The organism is Ruminococcus hominis (assembly GCF_014287355.1).
GTDB lineage: Bacteria > Bacillota > Clostridia > Lachnospirales > Lachnospiraceae > Schaedlerella > Schaedlerella hominis.
In genome coordinates this window covers 1,770,114-1,789,861 of record NZ_JACOPE010000001.1, presented here as the reverse complement: position 1 = coordinate 1,789,861, position 19,748 = coordinate 1,770,114, and the positions used below count along the sequence as shown (strand labels likewise).

Below are 19,748 nucleotides of genomic sequence, written 5' to 3'. Positions count from 1 at the left end.
GGAAATATACCTTTGCCGGATTTCTTTTTGTAATATTTTTAGAATCACTGTGCATCCTCGCGGAGCGTTTATCTCAGTCGGAGATTGGACTCCCACTGAGATAAATTACTGACCTGAACTATCAGTTCCTGAACTATCACCGCCAGAGGTTGTACCTCCGCTAGAATCACCACCAGGAGTGGTAGTTGTAGTATTACTATTACTATTGGAAGAATCACTACCTGAATTAGTGCCGGATGATGTATTATTGTCTGATGAACTGTCATTATCATCGTTTTTCTCATCCGAGTCCTCTGTTTTCTTTGTCTTATCCGAATCAGCTGGTTTTGATGTTACGTGACCGGCACAGCTCTGAGTCGGACCGGTTCCTTCTGCAAAATATTCAGTGAATGACGGACAACTTGAAGTTGCCAAATATCCTGTCTGTGTACAAATCGTTTTCTGTTGAACAGAAGATGGCATCGTAAAGTCCTTAGAAGGAAGTCCTGCATGAATTCTTGTCATAATGTTCTTCCAAATTACTTCATGCCAATACTGATTATAAATATTTTCCATTGGTTTGTTACAGTCGTATCCACCCCATACAGAAGCGGTATAATAAGGAGTATAAGCAGCAAGCCATAAGTCATTACTTTTTTCAGTTGTACCTGTCTTTCCTGCAGCTGGCATACCATCCAGACGAGCAGCAGTACCGGTACCTTTATTGATTACATCCTGCATTGCACTTGTCAGTAAAGCAGCAGTAGAATCCTTGATTACCTGATGTGAATCAGGAGTGCTGTTATCCAGCAGAACATTTCCATCATGATCGACAACCTTTGTATATAAAATTGGTTTGATATAAGTTCCATTGTTTGCAATTGTTGCATATGCAGCTGTTAACTCAATGTTATATACACCACGTGTAATACCACCTAAAGCTGTAGAAGGCAGAACATCCGTCATTCCAGGGAAGTTATCGTTGTCATAATTTACCAGAGTAGAAAATCCAAAGTTAATCAAATAATCATAAGCTGTCTGTGGACCGATGTCTGTAATTGTATTTAATGCGGCAACGTTGATCGAGTGTTCGATAGAGTAGCGCATTGTAGAAGTTCCCGGATATACTTTGTCCCAGTTTTCAGCTTTCGAGCCGTCTGAATACACATAAGGACCAGCATTCTTAAGTGGAGAAGCTAGTGTATATTTGGCTGAATCCAATGCCGGAGCATATGTGGATAATACTTTAAAACATGAACCAGGCTGTCTGGTTGAATCGGTTGCACGATTCAATGAAAGACTGGATGTTTTTTGACCTCGGCCGCCGACTATTGCTTTTACTTTTCCGGTAGATTGCTCCATAACTACGACAGAAACCTGTGGCTGTGGAGTGATATCAACACTTTCATCAACAGTTTCGCCTTCAGCAATGTTCAATGTTGATTTGTATTCATTGATAGCAGTATAAGCTTCATCCGGTGAAGAATAAATAAGTGGATATTCACGTCCCCACGCATTTCGAATATAATCAGCAAGCATCTCTTTACTATAGTTTTCAACAGAGCCGTCAGCACGATAAATTGTCATTGCGTATTCCAGACCATATTCAGTTCCAACAGGATAAACAGCATCATTGGCAACTTCTTCATCACAAATCTGCTGGATTGCAGGATCCTGAGTAGAAGTAATTGTAAGACCACCACTGTAAAGAGCGTTGTAAGCCTGCGTCTCTGTGTAAGCTTTTCGTTCCATCAAGTCTTTGATAATCTGTTGAGACAAATCATCATTGAAATAAGAATAAGGTGTTGTATCAGTTATAGAAGCATTAGGCAAAATGCGTTCGTAAACCGGATCGGCTTTTGCTTCGTCATATTCAGCCTGAGTGATATATCCTTGTTCTAACATATTCTTCAAAACTTTGTTGCGACGTTTCGAATTATTATCAGGATATACAACCGGATCAAACTCGGTTGGGTTCTGAGTGATACCGGCAATAACAGCACATTCAGAAAGTGTCAGCTGTGAAACATCTTTTCCAAAATAACGCATCGAAGCAGCCTGAACACCAAGACAACCTTGTCCAAGATTGATCGTATTCATATACGCTTCCAAAATTTCATCCTTTGACATTTGCTTTTCGATGGCAATTGCAAGATATTGCTCCTGTATCTTTCGCTCTAAACGATCATAAAATGTTTTTTCATCTATGAAGTTTGGAAATACATTGTTTTTGATCAACTGCTGTGTAAGTGTACTGGCACCTTCCGAAAAGTCTCCGGATGTGATACCGACAACTGCTGCACGTGCGATACCACGTAAGTCAATACCATTATGCTGATAAAAACGCTCGTCCTCAATTGCTACAAAAGCATGTGCGAGATTAACCGGAATTTCATCGATATTTTTATAAATTCGGTTAGAACCAGACTGTTTGAATTCTTCCAAAACAGAACCATCTGATTCGGCAACAACAGTGGTTACAAAAGCGCTTGGCTTTACATCTGCAGGAGTTACTGTTGGAGTGTTATCGATAATCTTCTTGGTAAATATGCCGACGCCTGCAACACCAATTACTGCGAGAAGAAGAATACAGATAAGGAGAGCTTTAAAAAAACGTACCCAAACCCGCTTTTTCTTCATCTTTTTTTTCGAGGAGATCGACTTTTTCCTCCGTGTAAGATTGTTTTTTCCGTAATTCATGAATAATTTCCTCCTTTATTCATTAGTTTCTATTATATCAAAATTAGTATTCTAAATAAAGTAGAAAATAAAAAGTTTATATATAGATAAAAATTTTTAATAAATTCTTGTAGTTTTCTTCTGCTTTAGTATAATGGAAACCGTGAGAAATGGTAAAAAAGGAGCAATTATAGGTAAATGAATATAAAAATAGTCTATCAGGGGAACAGTGCCGAAATCGTTGAAAAGAAATCAAGATTTATTGCAGATATATTTTCAGTTTCTTCAGAGGAAGAAGCACTTCAAATTTTAGAAAAAGTTAAGAAGAAATATTGGGATGCGAGACATCATTGTTGGGCATATGCAATCGGAGACGAACAAGTTCAGGAGCGTTGCAGCGATGATGGAGAGCCTAGTGGCACAGCAGGAAAACCTATTCTGGAAGTGATACGAGGAAATGAAATTCATAATGTTCTAATTGTTGTGACACGTTATTTTGGAGGAACATTGCTTGGAACAGGCGGTCTGGTACGTGCTTATACACAAGCAGCACAGGAAGGAATCGCAGTCAGCACGATTGTTACAAAAACACAAGGGTATAAAGTGAAAATTCAGACGGATTATACCACTCTTGGTAAAATCCAATATTTATTGGGACAAAAAGGAATTCAGATTATAGACTCAGTATATCAGGATAATGTGGAGATTTTTGTTTACATATCAAAAGAGGAGGAAACTGTACTTCAACATGATATTACGGAAGTGACAAATGGACAAACTGTAGCCGAGAGAATAGAAGAGTGCAGTTTTGCTAATGTGGAGGGACAAGTGATCCAGTTTGATAATTGATAAATAAAAAGCGTTATAACGAAACAGAGCAGGAACAAATTAGTTTAAATAATTGTCCCTGCTCTGAACTTATTTATGTAAGTTTAAAACTTACGAATTTAAAAATTAATCAAATTCTGGTTCGATCAAACCGAAAGAACCATCTTTTCTTTTATATACAACATTAACTTCATCTGTTTCTGCATTAGAAAATACGAAGAAGTTATGTCCGAGAAGATCCATCTGGATGCAAGCATCTTCCGGATACATTGGTTTAATTCCAAAACGTTTTGTACGTACAATCTTAACTTCATCTGTTTCAGAAGAATCGTCATCGGATTCAAAAAATTCTTTTTTGAAATTATTGCCTGATGAAGAAGCGGTAGGATGACCCTGACTTCTCGCTACCAGTTTGTTTTTGTATTTTCGAAGCTGACGTTCAATCACTTCTTCTACAAGGTCGATGGATACATACATATCGCTGCTTGTCTGTTCTGAACGAATAATGTTTCCTTTTACAGGAATTGTTACTTCAATCTTCTGACGATCTTTTTCTACGCTAAGTGTTACAATGATTTCGGTTTCAGGAGTGAAATACCTCTCAAGTTTTCCTAATTTTTGTTCGACTGTGTCTTTTAATCCAGGTGTTACCTCGATGTTCTTTCCGCTGATAATAAATTTCATGCCAATCAACTCCTTTTGTTCATATTATACAGAAAAATAATGAAATCATCTGTATTTATATAGGGATTATAACATATGATTGAATGATTGTACAGAGAAATTGTCTGAAAAAAGAGTGAAAAAATCAAAAAACTCAAAAAAATAAAAGCGGACAGAATAGTTACCGTCCGCCTTAAAATATTATTTTATATTACTTCTTTTACGCATTCTTGCATCAAGAATCTTCTTGCGGATACGAAGTGAGCTTGGTGTTACTTCCAGAAGTTCATCTGTATCGATGAAGTCCAATGCTTCTTCAAGACTTAAAATACGAGGAGGTGTCAGTCGAAGTGCTTCATCTGCACTTGATGAACGAGTGTTTGTAAGATGTTTGGTCTTACATACATTTAATTCGATATCATCAGTCTTACCATTTTGTCCGATAACCATACCAGAATATACTTTTTCTCCGGCACCGATAAATAATGTTCCGCGTTCCTGAGCACTATAGAGACCATAAGTTACAGATTCACCTGTCTCAAAAGCGATGAGGGAACCCTGTTTTCTATACTGAATATCGCCCTTATATGGAGCATAACCTTCGAAACTTGTATTTAAGATACCATTTCCCTTTGTATCTGTCATAAATTCTCCACGATATCCAATCAGTCCACGAGCTGGGATAGAGAACTCAAGACGAGTATATCCTCCATTGGACATTCCCATACTGCGGAGTTCACCTTTTCTCTGGCTTAATTTATCAATAACTGTTCCGGTAAACTCATCCGGTACATCAACGTAAGCAAGCTCCATAGGCTCGAGTTTCTTTCCGTTTTCATCTGTTTTATATAATACCTCTGCTTTGCTGACTGCAAATTCATAACCTTCACGGCGCATGTTTTCGATTAAAACAGATAAATGTAATTCTCCACGTCCAGAAACCTTAAAACTGTCGGCGTTTTCTGTTTCTTCTACACGAAGACTTACATCTGTGTTTAATTCGCGAAGTAAACGATCACGGAGGTGACGGGAAGTTACAAATTTACCTTCCTGTCCTGCAAAAGGGCTGTCGTTTACGATAAACTGCATAGAAATTGTAGGCTCAGAAATCTTCTGGAATGGGATAGCAACCGGGTTATCAGGAGAACAAATTGTATCACCAATAGAAATATCTGAAATTCCGGAAATAGCAACGATGGAACCAATAGTAGCTTCTTTTACTTCTACTTTATTCAATCCATCAAATTCATATAATTTGCTGATTTTAACCTTCTGCTGTTTATCCGGATCATGATGGTTTACAACAACAACATCCTGATTTACAGAAATTGTTCCATTATCTACCTTACCGACTCCGATACGACCTACATATTCATTATAATCAATAGTACTGATCAAAACCTGAGTTGAAGCCTCTGGATCTCCCTCAGGAGCAGGAATATAATCAATGATTGTTTCAAATAAAGGCTGCATATCTTTTTCTTCGTCAGAAAGATCAAGCACAGCAATACCTGCTTTTGCAGATGCATAAACAAATGGACAATCTAACTGCTCCTCAGATGCATCCAAATCCATAAAAAGTTCCAGAACCTCATCAATAACTTCATCAGGTCTGGCTTCAGGTCTATCAATCTTATTGATACATACGATAACCGGAAGATTTAATTCCAATGCTTTACGCAGTACAAATTTTGTCTGTGGCATTGCACCTTCAAATGCGTCTACAACAAGAATAACACCATTTACCATTTTTAATACACGTTCTACTTCACCACCGAAATCAGCATGTCCCGGTGTATCGATGATATTGATTTTTGTTCCTTTATAATATACAGCAGTATTTTTAGACAGGATTGTAATTCCACGTTCACGCTCAATATCATTAGAGTCCATGACACGTTCAGCAACTTCCTGATTCTCGCGGAATACACCGCTTTGTTTTAAAAGCTCATCGACCAGAGTTGTCTTGCCGTGGTCTACGTGAGCGATAATTGCAATATTTCTAACATCTTCTCGTTTTGTTTTCATAGCTTCACACACTTTCCTAAATACATCATGATAAAGTTACAACTTTTTTATTCTATCACAAAATTTCAAATTTACAATACCTATATATGTAAAAAATATGTCTGCGAAAAAAGTCGTTTTCGGCTGTCGAGCGATTTTGGGATAAATTTGTTCTAAAAAAGGTGTTAAAGAACATAGATTTAGTAATGACTTAAAAATACCGCGAAGAGGAAGGGAGAATTACAAATTATGTCAGATAAGATTATTGAAAATAATCAGGTAACAATTATGGGAGAGGTTGCTTCACCTCTTACATATAGCCATGAGGTGTTTGGAGAAGGATTTTATGTAATGGATGTTATGGTGAAGCGATTGAGCAATTCGGAAGATCGGATTCCGCTCACAATATCGGAACGTTTGATTGATGTAAATCAGGACTATACCGGGGAATTTATTAAAGTATCCGGGCAGTTCCGTTCGTATAACCGGCATGAAGAACAAAAAAATCGATTGGTATTGTCTGTGTTTGTCCGTGAACTGGAATTTGTAGATGAAGAACTGGATGGAGCGAAGACAAATCATATCCTATTAGAAGGATACATTTGTAAAAAACCAATTTACAGAAAAACTCCGTTGGGAAGAGAAATTGCAGATTTGCTTCTGGCTGTAAACAGACCTTATGGAAAATCAGATTATATTCCTTGTATATGCTGGGGAAGAAATGCAAGATATGCTTCGGGATTTGAGGTTGGAGAACACGTACAATTGCTTGGAAGAATTCAAAGCAGAAATTATGTGAAAAAATTATCCGAGGCAGAAACTGAAACAAGAACAGCATATGAAGTTTCCGTAAGCAAATTAGAATGTATAGAATAAGAAACAAAAAGTAAGCTGATATTATATAATATAAATTGGTCAGTAATCTGTTTTAGGTAAAAGGGATCGTTAAAAGGATATCATTTCTTGAGGAATTGCTTCAAATATGATATCCTTTTTGTTAGTAGTGATTAAATACATAAAAAGCTATCAGCCATACTTAGTGACAGAATATGGGTTAAAAAGACTAGAACGCAGTGAAATACAGGAGGATAGAAACATGATAAGAGTTTTGATGAGTGGATGCAATGGAAAGATGGGACAGATGATAACAGGTCTTGTAAAAGAGGATGAGCAGGTTGAAATCGTGGCAGGAATAGATACTTATACTGGAATTTCGAATACATATCCGGTATTCAAAAGTTTTGCAGATTGTGATGTAGAAGTTGATGTGGTGATTGATTTTTCGAATGCTGCAGCATTGGAAGGATTGTTGGCTTATTGTATAAGTAAGCAAGTGCCGGCGGTAATTTGTTCGACGGGTTATTCAGAGGAACAGCTGCAGAAAATTAAAGAAGCTTCTGAAAAAGTTGCAATTTTAAAATCTGCGAATATGTCTATGGGAATTAATCTTTTGTTAAAGCTCTTGAAGGATGCCGCTAAGGTGCTGGCACCGGCAGGATATGATATTGAATTAGTAGAAAAACATCACAATCAAAAACTGGATGCGCCAAGTGGAACAGCACTTGCACTTGCAGACTCTATTAATGATGCATTGAATAATGAATACAACTATGTTTATGACAGAAGCCAGGTGCGTCAGAAACGCGACTCAAAAGAAATTGGTATTTCAGCAGTTCGTGCCGGAACAATTGTCGGAGAGCATGAAGTGATTTTTGCCGGAACAGATGAAGTGATTGAGTTTAAACACACAGCATATTCCAGAAGTGTATTTGGAAAAGGGGCTGTTGAAGCTGCAAAATATCTGGCAGGCAAACCGGCTGGAATGTACGATATGAGTGACGTAATTGCATTTTAATAGAATAAAAAATAAAAAACAGGTTCTTGAGGTTAGATGAACTCAGGGGAAAAGGAATCGTTTATGAGAAATTTGGAAGAAAGGTATCTGGATCGTTTGTCTGATCTATATCCAACGATAGCAGCAGCATCTACAGAGATTATCAATTTACAGGCAATTTTGAATTTGCCAAAGGGTACAGAACATTTTATTACAGATGTTCATGGAGAGTATGAGGCGTTTTCTCACGTACTAAAGAATGGCTCGGGATCTGTGAGGAGAAAAATTAATGATGTTTTTGGAAATACATTGAGCAGCAGGGATAAGCAATCCCTCGCAACATTGATTTATTATCCGAAAGATAAGATAGCTCAAGTAAAGAAGACAGAATCAAATATGGAGGATTGGTACAAGATTAATCTGTATCGTTTGATTGAAGTGAGTAAGAGGGCAGCAAGCAAATATACTCGTTCCAAAGTAAGGAAAGCACTGCCAAAAGATTTTGCTTATGTTATAGAAGAATTGATTACAGAACGTTCAGAAATAAATGATAAAGAATCTTATTATAATGAGATTATAATGACGATCATTCGAATTGGACGGGCGGAAGAATTTATTATTGCGATTTCATCATTGATCCAGCGCCTGGTTGTAGATCATTTGCATATTGTAGGAGATATTTATGACAGAGGACCGGGACCACATATTATTATGGATAAGCTGATGAGTTATCATTCACTGGATATTCAGTGGGGCAACCATGATGTTGTATGGATGGGAGCTGCGGCAGGACAATTAGCATGTATTGCGAATGTAATCCGAATTTGTGCACGTTATGGCAATTTGGATATTCTTGAAGATGGATATGGAATTAATCTCCTTCCATTAGCGACATTTGCACTTCAGGTATATGGAGATGATCCGTGTGATTGCTTTAAGCTGAAAGGTTCGGACAATCCAAATAGGGCAGAGATGGAGCTGAATATGAGAATGCATAAAGCAATTTCAATTATTCAGTTTAAAATTGAAGGACAGACAATCAGACGTCAGCCGGGATTTGGGTTGGAAGAGCGCGCCCTTTTACATCGGATTGATTATGAAAAAGGGACTATTACGTTAGATGGAAAAGAGTATAAATTGCTGGATACAAACTTCCCAACGATCGATCCAAAGAACCCATATCAGTTATCGGCAGACGAGGAAGATGTAATGGAACGATTGGAACGTGCGTTTACCGGATGCGAAAAACTGCAGGAACATATGCATTTTCTACTTTCGAAAGGAAGTTTGTATAAGGTCTACAACAATAACTTGTTGTATCATGGGTGTGTACCATTAAATGAAGATGGAACTTTGAAAGAAGTAACATTGTTTAGTAAAAAATTCAAAGGCAAGTCTTTGTATGATGCATTAGAGCGTTATGTAAGAAAAGGATTTTTCGCAGTTAACAGAGAGGATTGTGAAAACGGAAAAGATATCATGTGGTATATCTGGCTGAATCCGAATTCACCATTGTTTGGAAAGGATAAAATGGCAACCTTCGAACGATATTTTCTTGCGGAGAAAGAAACTCATACAGAGGTGAAAAATCCATACTATCAATATATAGAAAATGAAAAAGTAATTGCATCTATTATGAAAGAGTTTGGGTTGGATTTTGAATCAGATGATACGCATATTATTAATGGACATGTTCCGGTTAAAAGAAAAAACGGGGAAAGTCCTGTGAAATGTAATGGTAAAGTCATGGTAATTGATGGTGGATTCTCAAAAGCTTATCAACGAGAAACAGGAATTGCCGGATATACATTAATCTACAATTCTTATGGATTGTTGCTTGTTGCGCACGAACCATTTGAATCAACAGAATCTGCGATTGAAAAAGAAAGTGATATTCATTCAGAAAGTATGGTGATCCGCCGTGTTGTACAAAGAAGTCTTGTTGAAAATACCGATGTCGGAAAAGAATTAAAAGAACAGATAGCAGATTTGGAAGTACTGTTGGCGGCTTATCGCAGTGGTGAATTGAAAGAAAAACTATAAAGTTGTATATCTATAGAAATTTTTCTTTTGGAAGATTTTTCCAAACATAAAAACGATAAAAAAGTACATAGTAAGTGTACAAGATTTTTTATGGAAAGGAAGAATCAAAATGAAGAAAATGAAAACGGCGATATTATTAGTTGTCAGTGTATTGTTGATGGGAAGTATGACTGCATGTGGAACAACAAACACCGGAATGAATGCTGCGGATCAGGGAAATAATAATACTACGGATCAAGGAGCTGATACAAAGGCTGATAAGGATGGAGATGGTATTATCGATGATGCAGTAAATGATGTGACCGAGGGAATTGATGATGCAGTAGATGATATGACTGATAATGGAGCAACGGATAAGGGTACAGTACGATAGAAAAAGTCGTTTGCAAATGCGTTAAAAGTAATAACATGTAACATAGAGGGAGAGAAACTGATATTTGGTTTTCTCTTCCTTTTTTGACTTTACTATGATAAAATGGTGAAGTGGTTGAGACACAAAATGATGTGAAATAGTATTTAAAAGGCAGAAAGGCGGATTATACCATGAAATTCAGACCTTGTATTGATATACATAACGGAAAAGTAAAACAGATTGTTGGCGGTTCACTTTGCGATAAAGGGGATACAGCAAAAACGAATTTCTCTTCAGAGTTGGATGCTGCATATTACGCAAAGATGTATCAGAAAGACGGATTGTCAGGAGGACATATTATTTTACTGAATCCTCCGACTTCAGAATATTATAAAGAGACAAAAAAGCAAGCACTATCAGCATTACAGGCATATCCGAAAGGCATGCAGATCGGTGGCGGGATAACAGCGGAAAATGCACAGGAATATTTGCAGGCAGGTGCAAGTCATGTGATTGTAACTTCTTATGTATTTCAAGATGGGAAATTTCATCAAGATAATTTACAGAAGTTATTGCAGGAAGCAGGAAAAGAAAAGTTAGTATTGGATTTGAGCTGTCGCAAAAAAAACAATGATTATTATGTTGTGACAAATCGTTGGCAGACATTTACGGAAGTGAAATTGAATGAAAAAACACTAGATGAATTGGCAGAATATTGTGATGAATTTCTAATCCATGGTGTGGATGTAGAGGGAAAATCATCAGGAGTGGAGCTGGAACTCGTCGAAATGCTCGGAAAGTGGAATGGTACAAAGATTACATATGCCGGGGGTATTGGAAGTATAGATGATTTGAAGAAATTTGAAGAAGCCTGTGGCGGAAAATTGGATTATACGATAGGAAGTGCATTGGATTTATTTGGCGGATCAATATCATATCGCGAAATTGTTAAAAGCAGTATACAAAACTGTACGAAACAGTAATTGAATTTAAGCTCAATTAGTGATAAAATGGAGAACAGAGTAAAATTAGACAAGGAGTACACTACTGATTATGGGTTTAATACAGAAAATATTTGGTACACATAGTGAAAACGAATTAAAACGAATATATCCAATAGTTGATCAGATTGAAGCATTGGATTCACAGATGCAGGCACTTTCTGATGAGGAACTGAGAGGAAAAACAAAAGAATTTAAACAACGTCTGAATGAGGGGGAAACATTAGACGATATTTTACCGGAAGCATATGCAACAGTACGTGAAGCGGCTTATAGAAGTCTTGGTATGAAACATTATCGTGTACAGTTGATTGGTGGTATTATTTTACATCAGGGACGAATTGCAGAGATGAGAACAGGTGAAGGTAAGACACTGGTTTCTACATTACCTGCTTATTTGAACGCATTGAGCGGAAAAGGCGTTCACATTGTAACAGTCAATGATTATCTCGCAAGACGTGATGCGGAGTGGATGGGAAAAGTACATCAATTTTTAGGACTGACAGTCGGAGTGGTTCTCAATAGCATGGAAAGTGAAGAGAGACGTGCAGCTTACGATTGTGATATCACTTATGTAACCAATAACGAGCTTGGATTTGATTATCTGAGAGATAATATGGTTATTTATAAAGAGCAGCTTGTACAACGCGGATTGAATTTTGCAGTTATTGATGAGGTCGATTCAGTATTGATCGATGAGGCAAGAACACCATTGATTATTTCCGGACAGAGCAGTAAATCAACAAAATTATATGAAGCCTGTGATATTCTTGCGCGTCAGTTGGAACGTGGAGAGGCAAGTGGTGAATTCTCTAAGATTAATGCCATCATGGGAGAAGATATCGAGGAAACAGGTGACTATATTGTAAATGAGAAAGAGAAGTCAGTAAACCTGACTGAAGATGGTGTGAAGAAGGTAGAGAAATTCTTCCATATTGAAAACCTTGCCGATCCGGAAAATCTTGAGATTCAGCATAATATCATTCTTGCATTGCGTGCACATAATCTTATGTTCCGTGATCAGGATTATGTGGTGACACCAGAGGGAGAGGTTGTTATTGTCGATGAGTTTACAGGACGTATTATGCCTGGACGTCGTTATTCAGATGGTCTTCATCAGGCAATCGAGGCTAAAGAACATGTAAAAGTGATGAGAGAAAGCAAAACTCTTGCAACGATTACATTCCAGAATTTGTTTAATAAATATGAGAAAAAGAGCGGTATGACAGGTACTGCCTTGACAGAGGAAAAAGAATTTAGAGATATTTATGGAATGGACGTTATCGAAATTCCAACAAACCTTCCGGTTCAGAGAAAGGATTTAGATGACGCTGTTTATAAGACAAAAGAGGAAAAGTATAAGGCTGTTGTAGAGGCAGTAAAAGAAGCGCATGCAACAGGCCAGCCTGTTCTGGTAGGTACAATTACAATTGATGTATCAGAGTTACTTAGCAAGATGTTGAAAAAAGAGGGAATCCCTCACAATGTTTTGAATGCAAAATACCATGAACAGGAAGCTGAGATTGTAGCAGATGCCGGAATACATGGAGCTGTTACAATTGCTACAAACATGGCTGGCCGTGGTACGGATATTAAGCTGGATGATGAATCAAAGGCAGCAGGTGGATTGAAGATTATTGGTACAGAACGTCATGAATCTCGTCGTATTGATAATCAGCTGCGTGGTCGTGCAGGTCGTCAGGGTGATCCGGGAGAGTCTCGCTTTTATATTTCTTTGGAAGATGATCTGATGAGATTATTCGGTTCCGAAAAATTGATGTCCGTATTTAACACTTTGGGTGTAGAAGACGGAGAGCAGATTGAACATAAGATGCTTTCTAATGCAATAGAAAAGGCGCAGAAGAAAATTGAGAGCAATAACTATGGAATTCGTAAGAATTTATTGGAATACGACCAGGTTATGAATGAACAGCGTGAAATCATTTACGAAGAGAGACGCCGCGTTCTGGATGGCGAGAGTATGCGCGATACAGTTTATAATATGATCACGGAATATGTGGAAAATCTGGTCGACCGCTGTGTGTCACCGGATGTAGATCCGGAAGAATGGGATTTGACAGGACTTGAAGTTTCACTTCATGATGTTATTCCACAATTAAAATTCCCTACAGCAAAAGAAATTGAAGACATGCAGCAGAAGGAACTGAAGCATTTATTGAAAGAAAAAGCTGTTAAGGCATATGAAGGTAAAGAAGCAGAATTCCCGGAACCGGAACAGATCCGAGAGATGGAACGGGTTGTATTGTTAAAAGTAATCGATGCAAAATGGATGGATCACATTGATGATATGGATCAGCTGCGTCAGGGAATCGGTCTTCAGGCATATGGTCAGAGAGATCCGCTGGTAGAATATAAAATGATGGGATATGATATGTTCGGCGAAATGACGAATGCTATCGCAGAGATGACGATCAAGACGTTGTTTAATATCCGTGTTGAGCAGAAAGTAGAGCGTGAGCAGGTTGCGAAAGTGACAGGAACGAATAAAGATGAAACCGCTGTACGAGCTCCGAAAAAACGTGAAGAGAAGAAAATATATCCAAATGATCCATGTCCATGCGGAAGTGGAAAGAAATACAAACAGTGCTGTGGAAGAAAAATCGTATAATTTTTAAAGCAATTATAAAAAATGAAAGAGGTGAATAAGGTGGTTTTGTTAGATGAGTTGAAACAGACGTTGACAGCATATGAAGAACCGCTGAAAGATTTGAGGGATTCACTTTGACTTAGCGTCAAAGAAAGAACGAATCGAAGAATTAGAAAGAAGAATTGAAGAACCTGGATTTTGGGATAATCCGGAGGAATCTCAGCAGACAATGAAATATTTGAGAGGACTCCAGGATTCTGTAAAACAGATTGAACAAATGTTTACAGATTATGAGGATATCGGTCTTCTGATAGAGATGAGTGAAGAAGAACCTGATGACGATACGATACAAGAGATACAAGAGGATCTGGAGCGGTTTAAAGAAGAGTTTGAAGAGTTGAGAATACAGACGCTTCTTACAGGAGAATACGATAAGTGCAGTGCAATCCTGACGATTCATGCAGGAGCAGGCGGAACGGAATCCTGTGACTGGGCCAGTATGCTGTATCGTATGTATACACGTTGGGCCGAGAAAAAAGGATATTCAGTAGAAGTGCTTGACTATCTGGAAGGCGATGTGGCAGGAATAAAAGGTGTAACAATTGAAATTCAGGGAGAAAATGCATATGGATATCTGCGCTCCGAAAAGGGTGTGCATCGTCTTGTGCGTATTTCACCATTTAATGCAGCAGGTAAACGACAGACTTCGTTTGCATCTTGCGACGTGATTCCGGATATTCAAGAGGATATTGAAGTTGAGATTAACGATGATGATCTTCGAATTGACACGTATCGTTCCAGCGGAGCCGGTGGACAGCACATTAATAAAACATCTTCTGCAATTCGAATTACGCATTTGCCAACGGGAATTGTAGTACAGTGTCAAAATGAGCGTTCACAGCATATGAACAAAGATAAAGCAATGCAGATGTTGAAAGCAAAATTATATTTGCTGAAACAGCAGGAGCAGGCGGACAAGATGTCAGGTATCCGCGGTGAAGTAAAGGATATTGGATTTGGCAATCAGATTCGTTCATATGTTATGCAGCCATATACAATGGTAAAAGATCACAGAACGAACGAAGAAATCAGTAACGTGAATGCAGTTATGGATGGCTATCTGGATCCGTTTATTAATGCATATTTGAGTGCGAATTAGATGATAGATGTGTATAGCAAGAAAGGGAGAATGAAATGGTAAATATAGCAGTATTAGGTTATGGCACAGTAGGATCAGGAGTAGTTGAAGTCATTCATACCAATCATGAACGGATTAACCAAAGAATCGGGGATGAGTTGAATGTGAAGTATGTTCTGGATCTGAGAGATTTTCCGGGAGATCCGATACAGGAAAAATTGGTACATGATTTCAACGTGATCGTAGAAGATCCGGATGTACAAATCGTAGTCGAGGTAATGGGCGGAATTGAGCCTGCATATACTTTCGTAAAACGTTCCCTTCAGGCTGGAAAGAGTGTTGCAACATCAAATAAAGCATTGGTAGCTAAGCATGGAGCAGAATTATTGTCTATTGCCCGCGATAAGAATATTAACTTCTTGTTTGAAGCAAGCGTTGGAGGCGGAATTCCGATCATCCGTCCTTTGAACTCTTCATTGACAGCAGATGAAATTGAAGAAATAACAGGTATTTTGAATGGAACAACAAATTATATGCTTTCCAAAATGTTCTATGAAGGTGCAGATTATGCAGAAGTTTTAAAAGAAGCGCAGGATAAAGGATACGCAGAGCGAAATCCGGAAGCAGATGTAGAAGGCTATGATGCGTGTCGTAAAATCGCGATTTTATCTTCTTTAATTTCAGGACAGCAGGTTGATTTTGAAGATATTTATACAGAAGGTATCACAAATATCACAAAAGAAGACATGATGTATGCAAAAGAAATGGGAATGACGATTAAATTACTTGCGTCAAGTAAAAGAGACAACGATCATTTGCATGCAATTGTAGCTCCGGCATTACTGCATAAAGAGCATCCTCTTTACAATGTAAATGATGTGTTCAATGCGATTTTTGTTCATGGAAATGTTCTTGGAGATGCAATGTTCTACGGAAGTGGAGCGGGTAAACTTCCAACAGCGAGTGCAGTTGTCGCAGATGTTGTTGATGAGGCAAAACATTTGAATCGTAATATCATGACAATGTGGAAAAATGAGAAGTTAGAGCTTCTTCCACTTGATAATACGAGTAAGAAATTTTTTGTTCGAATCAAAGGTGATGCCGAAGCTATGAAGGCACATTTGGAGAGCTCATTTGGTCCGATTTCAATTGTGAAAGTAGATGGATTGAATGGTGAGTTCGGCTTTGTTACGGAAGAGATGACAGAAGGAAGTTATAAAGAAAAATCAGCAGAGTTTCCGGGAATCATCCATATGATCCGTATAGAAGAATAAGAACAATGGATTTATGAGATACAAAAGATAGTTTAAAGATATAAAAGAACCATGAGATTTACTTGGAAAAAGTAAGTCTTATGGTTCTTTTGCCTAGTGCGATGCATTTGCTGAATCTAATAACGTATGAATCATGGCACGTGTGTCAGAAGAAGAATCACGATATTTTAAAATCAAATCAATCTCATCTTGCATCAAAATAATGGAATCATTAGATTTTCCTTCGATAGCAAAATGATAATCTCCTGATTCATGGATGATATAGGTTTGGTTAAAAGGTTTAATGATGAGTTCTTCCATTGAAACGTTATAAAGCTCACATAGTCTGATTAACAATCCAATATCCGGATCACGATTAGCTCTTTCATAATTAGAGTAAGCTTGGCGTGAGATGTTAAGATACTTGCTCAGTTTGTCCTGTGTATAACCACGTGCTTTGCGGTATTTTCGTAAATTTTTTGCAAGCTGTAAGTTCGCCACGATGCTCCTCCTTGTTGAAAATTAATATGATTATTATATCAATTTCCAATAAGGAAAGAATCATACGCAACAAAAATGAGCAAAAACGTAAAATGTAAACAAATGATTACAAAACGGTGCGCTGACTTAAATTACTGTTATGGTATTCAGAAGAAAATGTTACATCTTCGCCGAACCATACAGGAGGTATAAAAGAAAGTGCGCTTTCTTCGTCTTGGAATTCTACTTCTGCAAGAACCAGCCCTTGTAAATCTTCAGAAAAAATATCTAATTCGATTTTTAAATCGGAGTAGGTACCTCGCGTAATAAAACGTGACAAAGGAATCACATAGCGTTTTTTTGAAATAATTCGACCATCAACTTTAGATTTTAAGTGGTTGTAAGCATCTTTAGTGAGTGGGAGATTATATTCTTCCCGGCTCATCAGCCCTTTTGATTTGTAGGTAAGAAAATAATCTTCATTGTCTTTGCGGATGCGTACAACAGGCTCCGTGCACAAATATCCTTGTTCGATGTGATGAACAGGATAATCTTCAGGTGAAAAAGGCAGTTTTGTGGCATCAATTAAATATTTTCGTTCAATTTCCATGGTAATCTCCTAATGTTTATAAGTAAGTGTAGTTATAGTATATACATGATTTTAAGGTTTAATGGGATTAATTTCAATAAAAAAGCCAAAGATTCTTGTTAGTTCGGAAAGAGTATATTAAAATATTACTGTTAAATTAAATTGCGGAGGAGGAATGGTACAATGAAAAAAGTATGTGTATTTTTAGCAGACGGATTTGAAGAAATAGAAGGTTTGACGGTTGTTGATATTTTGAGAAGAGCAAAGGTAGAAGTTTCGACAGTTTCAATTATGGATACTCTTGATATTCATGGAGCACATGGGATTAACATAAAAGCAGATCAAATGTTTGATGAGGCTGATTTTAGCGTAGCAGATATGCTGGTTCTTCCGGGTGGAATGCCGGGAACGTTACATTTGGGTGAGCATAAAGGGGTGCAGAACATTTTGAAAGATTTTCATAATGAGAAGAAGAACATCGCTGCTATATGCGCGGCTCCGAGTGTGCTTGGGAAGTATGGAATTTTGGAAGGAAGAAGAGCTTGCTGTTATCCATCATTTGAGGCTCAGCTTACAGGTGCCGAAGTTGTGTTTGAACCGGTTGTACAAGACGGACACATTGTTACAAGCAGGGGAATGGGAACAGCAATTCCATTCGCATTAAAGCTGACAGAAGTTTTATGCGGAGCAAAAGCAGCAAATGAAGTAAAAGAATCTATTTTATTTGTATAAAAATTATTCAAAAAGCTAAGAAAACAGCAAAAAACACTGGAAATAAGGGGATGTTTGTGCTATACTGTTTCAATGACTGCGAATGTATATTAGTAACTGGCTGATAAACATTTCGTGTAAAAACGCATAAACAGGGTTGTGCAATAGAATGTCAGCAGGCACAACATGCGTTGAGATCTATAGGGTCTTCGAATATAAAAGAATATCAATCAGCATGCATAGTCTGCTGAGAAGATACAAATCAAGGAGGAAGTAAAGATGAGTTTACAGGTAGAAAAGTTAGAACATAACATGGCAAAACTTACTATCGAAGTTGCAGCAGAAGAGGTAGAGAAAGCTTTACAGGCTGCTTATTTAAAACAGCGTGGGAAAATCAATATCCCAGGATTCCGTAAAGGTAAAGTGCCACGCCAGATGATTGAAAAAATGTATGGAGCTGAAATCTTCTATGATGAAGCAGCAAACAAGATGATCTCTGAAGCATATGGAAAAGCATATGATGAGTGTGAATTAGATATCGTTTCACAGCCATCTATCGATATCGTACAGTTAGAAAAAGGAAAAGATTTCATTTTCACAGCAGAAGTAGCTACAAAACCAGAAGTAAAACTTGGTGAGTATAAAGGACTTAAAGTAGACAAATATTCTACAAGAGTTACACAGAAAGAAGTAGACGAGGAAATCGAAAAAGAGCGTGAGCGTAATGCAAGAACTGTTGAAGTAACAGATCGTGCAGTTGAAGATAAAGATATCGTAACACTTGACTTTGAAGGATTCGTAGACGGTGTTGCATTTGAGGGTGGAAAAGGAACAGACTATCCATTGACAATCGGTTCCGGTTCATTTATCCCAGGATTTGAAGAGCAGCTGATCGGAGCTGAGATCAATAAAGAAGTTGAAGTAAAAGTAACATTCCCAGAAGAGTATCAGGCAGCTGAACTTGCTGGTAAAGATGCTGTATTCAAATGTACAGTACATGCTATCAAAGCAAAAGAGCTTCCAGAAGCTGACGATGAATTTGCATCAGAAGTATCTGAGTGCGAAACAATGGAAGCATACAGAGCAGAAGTAAAACAGAAAATCAAAGACAGAAAAGAATCTGAAGGAAAAGCAAAGAAAGAAGATCAGGCAGTAGAGCAGGCAATCGAGAATGCAGAGATGGATATTCCACAGCCAATGATCGATCTTCAGGTAAGACAGATGGCAGATGATTTTGCACGTCGTATCCAGCAGCAGGGACTGACAGTAGAGCAGTACTTCCAGTTCACAGGACTGACACAGGAAAAGATGATGGAAGAGTTCGAGCCACAGGCTGTTAAGAGAATCAAAACAAGACTTGTTCTCGAAGCAATTGTAAAAGCTGAGAACATCGAAGTATCTGACGAACGTTTAGATGAAGAAATCCAGAAGATGGCAGATGCATATCAGATGGAATTTGATAAACTCAAAGAGTACATGGGAGAAGCAGAAGCTGCTCAGATGAAAGAGGATATCGCAGTTCAGGAAGCTGTAACATTGATTACAGATGCATCAGTAGAAGGCTAAGATGCGAATATAGAAGG

General features: G+C 37.8%; 16 protein-coding genes. 11 read left to right on the top strand and 5 right to left on the bottom strand.

What is annotated here, in order from left to right; all coding sequences use genetic code 11:
• Positions 1 to 105 precede the first annotated feature (105 nt).
• Positions 106 to 2,679 carry a transglycosylase domain-containing protein gene (locus H8S40_RS07970; RefSeq protein ID WP_186864991.1) on the bottom strand — a complete coding sequence of 858 codons (2,574 nt, stop codon included), beginning with the start codon at positions 2,677 to 2,679 and terminating at the stop codon, positions 106 to 108.
• Positions 2,680 to 2,856: 177 nt separating this feature from the next.
• Here H8S40_RS07970 and H8S40_RS07965 point away from each other — a divergent pair, with 177 nt between their 5' ends.
• Positions 2,857 to 3,507 (top strand): YigZ family protein, encoded by a 651-nt coding sequence (locus H8S40_RS07965; protein WP_186864990.1) that lies wholly within the window; start codon positions 2,857 to 2,859, stop codon positions 3,505 to 3,507.
• Positions 3,508 to 3,612: 105 nt separating this feature from the next.
• Here the strand turns inward: H8S40_RS07965 and hpf are convergent, their stop codons facing one another.
• Together hpf and typA are read right to left on the bottom strand one after the other, a co-directional pair.
• Positions 3,613 to 4,170: a ribosome hibernation-promoting factor, HPF/YfiA family gene (gene hpf, locus H8S40_RS07960; RefSeq protein WP_118723529.1), complete on the bottom strand. Its 558-nt coding sequence runs from the start codon at positions 4,168 to 4,170 to the stop codon at positions 3,613 to 3,615.
• A 180-nt stretch (positions 4,171 to 4,350) separates the two neighbouring features.
• Positions 4,351 to 6,177: a translational GTPase TypA gene (typA, locus tag H8S40_RS07955; protein ID WP_022075581.1), complete on the bottom strand. Its 1,827-nt coding sequence runs from the start codon at positions 6,175 to 6,177 to the stop codon at positions 4,351 to 4,353.
• 228 nt (positions 6,178 to 6,405) lie between these two features.
• On the opposite strand from typA, the gene H8S40_RS07950 reads away from it, so the two are divergent.
• From H8S40_RS07950 to H8S40_RS07915, 8 genes are all read left to right on the top strand, one after another.
• Positions 6,406 to 7,032 carry a single-stranded DNA-binding protein gene (locus H8S40_RS07950; RefSeq protein WP_022075580.1) on the top strand — a complete coding sequence of 209 codons (627 nt, stop codon included), beginning with the start codon at positions 6,406 to 6,408 and terminating at the stop codon, positions 7,030 to 7,032.
• Positions 7,033 to 7,252: 220 nt separating this feature from the next.
• Positions 7,253 to 8,011, top strand: a complete 759-nt coding sequence (gene dapB / locus H8S40_RS07945) for a 4-hydroxy-tetrahydrodipicolinate reductase (protein WP_118723531.1) — start codon at positions 7,253 to 7,255, stop codon at positions 8,009 to 8,011.
• Positions 8,012 to 8,074: 63 nt separating this feature from the next.
• A complete protein-coding gene (locus H8S40_RS07940; RefSeq protein ID WP_186864989.1) occupies positions 8,075 to 10,033 on the top strand; it encodes a fructose-1,6-bisphosphatase in 1,959 nt (652 codons plus the stop codon).
• 109 nt (positions 10,034 to 10,142) lie between these two features.
• Complete coding sequence (locus tag H8S40_RS07935) at positions 10,143 to 10,406, top strand: hypothetical protein (protein WP_118723533.1); 264 nt, start codon at positions 10,143 to 10,145, stop codon at positions 10,404 to 10,406.
• Between the two features lie 170 nt (positions 10,407 to 10,576).
• Positions 10,577 to 11,368, top strand: coding sequence for a phosphoribosylformimino-5-aminoimidazole carboxamide ribotide isomerase (hisA, locus tag H8S40_RS07930; protein ID WP_118723534.1), 792 nt, complete (start codon positions 10,577 to 10,579; stop codon positions 11,366 to 11,368).
• A gap of 70 nt (positions 11,369 to 11,438) precedes the next feature.
• Positions 11,439 to 14,015 (top strand): preprotein translocase subunit SecA, encoded by a 2,577-nt coding sequence (gene secA, locus H8S40_RS07925; protein ID WP_118723535.1) that lies wholly within the window; start codon positions 11,439 to 11,441, stop codon positions 14,013 to 14,015.
• A 39-nt stretch (positions 14,016 to 14,054) separates the two neighbouring features.
• Positions 14,055 to 15,153 (top strand): peptide chain release factor 2 gene (prfB, locus tag H8S40_RS07920; RefSeq protein ID WP_186864988.1). Its coding sequence is split into 2 segments (ribosomal slippage): positions 14,055 to 14,117 and positions 14,119 to 15,153, totalling 1,098 coding nucleotides; the frame shifts between segments, so codons are not numbered across the junction.
• 35 nt (positions 15,154 to 15,188) lie between these two features.
• The gene (locus H8S40_RS07915; protein ID WP_118723537.1) at positions 15,189 to 16,406 is read left to right on the top strand and encodes a homoserine dehydrogenase; all 1,218 of its coding nucleotides are present in this window, start codon (positions 15,189 to 15,191) and stop codon (positions 16,404 to 16,406) included.
• Between the two features lie 93 nt (positions 16,407 to 16,499).
• On the opposite strand, the gene H8S40_RS07910 is transcribed toward H8S40_RS07915, so the two are convergent.
• Positions 16,500 to 16,886: a helix-turn-helix domain-containing protein gene (locus H8S40_RS07910; RefSeq protein WP_186864987.1), complete on the bottom strand. Its 387-nt coding sequence runs from the start codon at positions 16,884 to 16,886 to the stop codon at positions 16,500 to 16,502.
• A gap of 106 nt (positions 16,887 to 16,992) precedes the next feature.
• Positions 16,993 to 17,475 (bottom strand): CYTH domain-containing protein, encoded by a 483-nt coding sequence (locus tag H8S40_RS07905; protein ID WP_186864986.1) that lies wholly within the window; start codon positions 17,473 to 17,475, stop codon positions 16,993 to 16,995.
• Between the two features lie 162 nt (positions 17,476 to 17,637).
• Between H8S40_RS07905 and H8S40_RS07900 the strand changes: the two genes are divergently transcribed.
• Together H8S40_RS07900 and tig are read left to right on the top strand one after the other, a co-directional pair.
• Positions 17,638 to 18,186, top strand: a complete 549-nt coding sequence (locus H8S40_RS07900; protein WP_118723539.1) for a DJ-1 family glyoxalase III — start codon at positions 17,638 to 17,640, stop codon at positions 18,184 to 18,186.
• A gap of 258 nt (positions 18,187 to 18,444) precedes the next feature.
• Positions 18,445 to 19,731 carry a trigger factor gene (gene tig, locus H8S40_RS07895; RefSeq protein WP_118737364.1) on the top strand — a complete coding sequence of 429 codons (1,287 nt, stop codon included), beginning with the start codon at positions 18,445 to 18,447 and terminating at the stop codon, positions 19,729 to 19,731.
• Positions 19,732 to 19,748 lie beyond the last annotated feature (17 nt).

Excerpts from the sequence above, each read along its gene's own strand:
- H8S40_RS07970 (WP_186864991.1), bottom strand. The coding sequence starts at position 2,679 with ATGAATTACGGAAAAAACAATCTTACACGGAGGAAAAAGTCGATCTCC.
- H8S40_RS07965 (WP_186864990.1), top strand. The coding sequence starts at position 2,857 with ATGAATATAAAAATAGTCTATCAGGGGAACAGTGCCGAAATCGTTGAA.
- hpf (WP_118723529.1), bottom strand. The coding sequence starts at position 4,170 with ATGAAATTTATTATCAGCGGAAAGAACATCGAGGTAACACCTGGATTA.
- typA (WP_022075581.1), bottom strand. The coding sequence starts at position 6,177 with ATGAAAACAAAACGAGAAGATGTTAGAAATATTGCAATTATCGCTCAC.
- H8S40_RS07950 (WP_022075580.1), top strand. The coding sequence starts at position 6,406 with ATGTCAGATAAGATTATTGAAAATAATCAGGTAACAATTATGGGAGAG.
- dapB (WP_118723531.1), top strand. The coding sequence starts at position 7,253 with ATGATAAGAGTTTTGATGAGTGGATGCAATGGAAAGATGGGACAGATG.
- H8S40_RS07940 (WP_186864989.1), top strand. The coding sequence starts at position 8,075 with ATGAGAAATTTGGAAGAAAGGTATCTGGATCGTTTGTCTGATCTATAT.
- H8S40_RS07935 (WP_118723533.1), top strand. The coding sequence starts at position 10,143 with ATGAAGAAAATGAAAACGGCGATATTATTAGTTGTCAGTGTATTGTTG.
- hisA (WP_118723534.1), top strand. The coding sequence starts at position 10,577 with ATGAAATTCAGACCTTGTATTGATATACATAACGGAAAAGTAAAACAG.
- secA (WP_118723535.1), top strand. The coding sequence starts at position 11,439 with ATGGGTTTAATACAGAAAATATTTGGTACACATAGTGAAAACGAATTA.
- H8S40_RS07915 (WP_118723537.1), top strand. The coding sequence starts at position 15,189 with ATGGTAAATATAGCAGTATTAGGTTATGGCACAGTAGGATCAGGAGTA.
- H8S40_RS07905 (WP_186864986.1), bottom strand. The coding sequence starts at position 17,475 with ATGGAAATTGAACGAAAATATTTAATTGATGCCACAAAACTGCCTTTT.
- H8S40_RS07900 (WP_118723539.1), top strand. The coding sequence starts at position 17,638 with ATGAAAAAAGTATGTGTATTTTTAGCAGACGGATTTGAAGAAATAGAA.
- tig (WP_118737364.1), top strand. The coding sequence starts at position 18,445 with ATGAGTTTACAGGTAGAAAAGTTAGAACATAACATGGCAAAACTTACT.